The organism is Acinetobacter sp. YH16044, assembly GCF_013417145.1.
Classification (GTDB): Bacteria; Pseudomonadota; Gammaproteobacteria; order Pseudomonadales; family Moraxellaceae; genus Acinetobacter; species Acinetobacter amyesii.
In genome coordinates this window covers 1-4,127 of sequence record NZ_VPEK01000083.1, presented here as the reverse complement: position 1 = coordinate 4,127, position 4,127 = coordinate 1, and the positions used below count along the sequence as shown (strand labels likewise).

Sequence of the window (4,127 nt, the reverse complement as noted above, 5' to 3'; positions counted from 1 at the left end):
GCTCTCAACTTCTCAACTCGCCCCCAAAGCGTCGCACTTCGTGCTTTGGCTTTGGAAACGGTTGAGAGAGTTTCGGCAATACTCTCCCTAAAGGCGGTCATTTAAAAAAATGACGCATCCTTTAAGTATTGCCGATTTACCGCATATTCTTTTGGCTTCGGAGCCACGTATATCGGTCGTATCCGCACATAGCTTTGCAAACTATGCAGACAAGGACTAAAGGTCTTGCACCTCTCCCCACACGCTCCCTGTCGAAGTATGGCGGTATCTCTGCGAGGGTTTCCCCAACATACAACTTAACCAACCTATACAACTACTCTTAACGCTCCGCTTTTGTGAGATTCCCCTGTAGCGGTTTAGCCTTTCGACTATCGCTACGTTGCACCAGTGACACTTATTCCCTCCACATGCAACGCATGCCAATCCGTAAAACGGACACGCAGAAGCAGGCAAAGCTCGATCTATGATGCTTATTTGATGATTAAAAACACGTATTAACGAAGACTTATCATTTTGAGTCTTGATCTAAACACTGTTTATTGTGAAAATAGAGTTCAGGTACAAGCCTTGTGGTGAAATCTGCACGAGTTGGTAGCTCTGCTGATCTTCGTTACTTGATGTTAGCGCATCAAATAACTGCGTACCGCTGAATATAAAGCGAAAGCCCATTGAGTTTCAATACTGAATGGGCTTTTTCTTTTTCAGATGTTTGTTATTTAGGGTCTATCACGCAAAAATCTTTAGCATTTCCATATCCGCACTGTTCTTTCATCACTCGGACACACGTTTTAGATTCTCCATCGACTTTACAGCTTCCAAGATCAAACTGAATGCCTTGCTGTCTTAGGCTCTCGATCTGCGGGATATTTTCTAAAGGTTTGATATAAACACTAAACAGCCAAATGATGCCAAGCATAAGAATGGCGAAAATGCCTAAAACGATAGTGATGATTTTCCATGAAAATTGATCACTGGTTGATTCAATCGAGTTTTTTAAATGTCCAAGTGCTTTGGCGGTCTTAATAAGCTCCGCTGTACCCTCCTGTAAGCCCGTATTTAGCGATTTTGATACGGTACTATGGGTTTGCCCTGCTATGACCTTTTGAATGCGTTCTTCGGTGATTTGAAGCTCTTTAACAGCCTGATTGACTAGGTTCTGCTGTTGTTCTGCAACTGCCATCAGTGCATATAACTTTTTTTCATCAGGTGTCATCGGCTCATCCCCTTATAACTCATGGTTTTCTGTTGCTCTCGTTCTAATTTCTGCTGTTCTTTGTACTGCTGTAAGGCAAGTTGTTTGAAGCTGTCAAAATCAGCCTTAAAGCTCTCAATACCCTGTTTAATTTCTTTGTCTGAAATTGGGCTGTCTTTGAGTTCTTTCAGGTCTTTTTTCGGGTCGCCTAAGTCTAGTCGCTCAAGCTCTTTGTAGGCTGTACGTGACTGTTGCAAGGCTTCCCTGATTTCAGGGTCTTTGGCTTGGCTTGGTAATAATTTTTTTTCAGGTTCTTTGTCTATGCCTTGCTCTTTATAGCTTCGCATATCAATACGGCTGTCAATTTGGTGTTTTTCTAAATGGCTGTTGCATAAATCTGCCCATCTTTGGCGTAGGTCTTTAATATCAGTTTTTCGTTCCTGGTAACTCTTGCCGGTATTGTCTTTTTTAGCTCCGCCACGTTCAGGATTCTTGCTGTTATAGCGTTTGAAATATTGCTCCGGATCTCGTTCGATTCCATCTTGCAGACGTTCATTAAACATCAGGTGGACGTGGGGCTGATCGTTGCCGTCCATTGCTTTAGGGTTATGAATCGCAAATTGATACGGATATTTTGAGCCGATCTCGGACTGAATGAAGTCCTCAACCAGTTCTAAGCGTTGCTCGGCATTCATTTCTCTAGGTAGGGCAATTTCATATTCTCGATAGGTACTGCCATTTTTGCGCTCGTAAAGGTCGGCTGCCTGCCAAAAGGTAATCGGATTATGTTCAGCCCATTTCGGCATATTTCCATAGGCACTATGTTCAAGGTCGGTTTCTGCCTGCTCCTGTTTCAGCTTCTTTTCTTCATCCCGATCAATATATTCGGCATGCGGTGCTGCTTTGCCTGCCTTACCGACTTTGACACTTAAACGAGCAATCGCCATTAGGTCTTATCCTGTTCCTTTTTTCGGTTACGTTCTTTTTTAAACGCTCTTTGATCAAGTATCGAAGCCCACATCATAATGATGATAAGTAGCGGTGCTGCGATCACGCCAAAACTAATATCTTTGATTTTTCCCAATACCTGTTTTAGTTGCATGCTGTTGCTCCTAGCTTTGGTACTTCTTTTTTTCATTCAATTTTCAATTGAACGAAAAAAAGAAGTTTCAGGGTTTTAGGGATGAAGTCCCTAACGTGCTTAGGTTTCTCAATGAAATTGAGAAACGTCTAAGCGCGCCATCAAATTTTTGATGGAAGTACAGGCGACAATCTCTAGAACGACTTTAACAAAATTACGTTACTCGAACGTAAATATTTTGTTATCGTTCTTTGAGTATTGAGCCTGTGCTTTTGCGGTATCTGAATTAATGGAATTGAATATGAATAATGATTGGCTGTCTGAAAAAATCACCTATATTTCTGCTTTAAAGAATCCTAGTGATGCTCAAAAACTTTTACTTGAATTAGCCAAAATTCAGTACAGAACACCCGACCAAGAGAAAAAGATCAATGCCTTGATCAAAGCTGAAAAAGCCATAGATCGAGCAAATAAGCAAAAAGTTGCAGTTAGAAAATTATTGAATGCTGAAAAGGAAGCTGAACGTAAAGCTCGTACACGTCATCTCATTCAATTAGGCGCATTATTTGAAATAGCTAACCTAGATCAACGTGACCCAGCCGAATTACTTGGCGTTCTTCTAAAAACTGCTGAAATAGACCCAAATGATATGAAATGGCAAATTTGGAAGGATTTAGGACAAGAAACCTTAAATCAGCGTAAAAAAAATAATTAACTGATTACTTAATTTATTTATTTGGTAAAATCAAAAACTTATTTTATTAAGTTTTATAGAGTTTTTTATGAAAAAAACAATTATCGGGGCATTAGCTGTTTCAACACTTTTACTTTCTGCATGTAGTACATCACAACCTATGTGGAGAAAAGCAGGAATTACTCCACACGATGTTAATAATGCTTTAGCAAAATGTCGCTATGACGTAGGTTTAGCTAAAGTAAATCAAAATGAAAAAGCTGAAATGATACAAGATTGCATGATGGCACAAGGTTTCAGATATACCTATTAATCTTTATAAAATTCAAATAAATAGGTTTATTAATGAAAAAGTTCATAGGTTTCATATCCATCGCTATTTTTTGTACAAATTCTTTAGCAGAAATCCCTGTAAAAAATAATAGTATCCCTTTCAATAAGCTTCCTATAGAAATTAAAGAAGCAGTCCAAACTAATTATATTGAAGCATGTCAAGGTATAGCTGAAGATGAAGAAATGGCTATTAAAAATCCAAAAATCACTTTCCATAAAGGATTTTTGGTAAATGTAGATTTTAATGGCGATGGACTAAAAGATTACATTATCCGATCTTCAGCAGTTACCTGTGAAGGTGCTTACTCTATGTTTACTGGAAGTAGTGATGGCTTTATAGATATCTATTTTCAAAATGAGGCAGGTAAATACAATCATGTACTTAATTATTGGTTAGGTCGTGAAGGTTTAGGACTTCAAAAATCAAAAGATGGATATCGTTTTATATCTGAATATAACAACAGTTATTTAGCTTGGGATAAATCTATAAGTAAGTTTATTTCATATTATGGTCCCGAAAAAAGAAAAGATATTTTGGACATAAATGATGAAAACTCTACGACTAGTCAAACTTCTACAGAAAAAGGTGAAGTTTTAAGACAAGCATTTAATTAAGATATACTTTTACTACTTAAATAGCCTAAGCAGAAAAGAGGGTGTAATATAATTCCGCCCTCTTACCCCCCTCTAAAAAACAAATGCTCTCAACTTCTCAACTCGCCCCCAAAGCGTCGCACTTCGTGCTTTGGCTTTGGAAACGGTTGAGAGAGTTTCGGCAATACTCTCCCTAAAGGCGGTCATTTAAAAAAATGACGCATCCTTTAAGT

General features: G+C 38.5%; 6 protein-coding genes. 3 read left to right on the top strand and 3 right to left on the bottom strand.

Annotation, left to right across the window (positions count from 1 at the left end):
* Nucleotides 1-712: 712 nt before the first annotated feature.
* The 3 genes from FTV38_RS16785 to FTV38_RS16775 are packed head-to-tail and all read right to left on the bottom strand — an operon-like array spanning nucleotide 713 to nucleotide 2,294.
* Nucleotides 713-1,213: a hypothetical protein gene (locus FTV38_RS16785; protein ID WP_179991827.1), complete on the bottom strand. Its 501-nt coding sequence runs from the start codon at nucleotides 1,211-1,213 to the stop codon at nucleotides 713-715.
* Nucleotides 1,210-2,139 carry a MobA/MobL family protein gene (locus FTV38_RS16780; protein WP_179996692.1) on the bottom strand — a complete coding sequence of 310 codons (930 nt, stop codon included), beginning with the start codon at nucleotides 2,137-2,139 and terminating at the stop codon, nucleotides 1,210-1,212. The genes FTV38_RS16785 and FTV38_RS16780 overlap by 4 nt, the downstream gene beginning before the upstream one ends.
* On the bottom strand, nucleotides 2,139-2,294 hold the full coding sequence (locus tag FTV38_RS16775; RefSeq protein ID WP_004847148.1) for a hypothetical protein: 156 nt from the start codon (nucleotides 2,292-2,294) through the stop codon (nucleotides 2,139-2,141). The genes FTV38_RS16780 and FTV38_RS16775 overlap by 1 nt, the downstream gene beginning before the upstream one ends.
* Before the next feature lie 280 nt (nucleotides 2,295-2,574).
* Here FTV38_RS16775 and FTV38_RS16770 point away from each other — a divergent pair, with 280 nt between their 5' ends.
* The 3 genes from FTV38_RS16770 to FTV38_RS16760 all read left to right on the top strand — a co-directional run bounded on the left by FTV38_RS16770 (nucleotide 2,575) and on the right by FTV38_RS16760 (nucleotide 3,915).
* Nucleotides 2,575-2,988 (top strand): conjugal transfer protein TraD, encoded by a 414-nt coding sequence (locus FTV38_RS16770; RefSeq protein ID WP_042087981.1) that lies wholly within the window; start codon nucleotides 2,575-2,577, stop codon nucleotides 2,986-2,988.
* A 67-nt stretch (nucleotides 2,989-3,055) separates the two neighbouring features.
* On the top strand, nucleotides 3,056-3,280 hold the full coding sequence (locus FTV38_RS16765) for a hypothetical protein (RefSeq protein ID WP_018680094.1): 225 nt from the start codon (nucleotides 3,056-3,058) through the stop codon (nucleotides 3,278-3,280).
* Nucleotides 3,281-3,312: 32 nt separating this feature from the next.
* Nucleotides 3,313-3,915 carry a hypothetical protein gene (locus tag FTV38_RS16760; RefSeq protein WP_179995850.1) on the top strand — a complete coding sequence of 201 codons (603 nt, stop codon included), beginning with the start codon at nucleotides 3,313-3,315 and terminating at the stop codon, nucleotides 3,913-3,915.
* Nucleotides 3,916-4,127 lie beyond the last annotated feature (212 nt).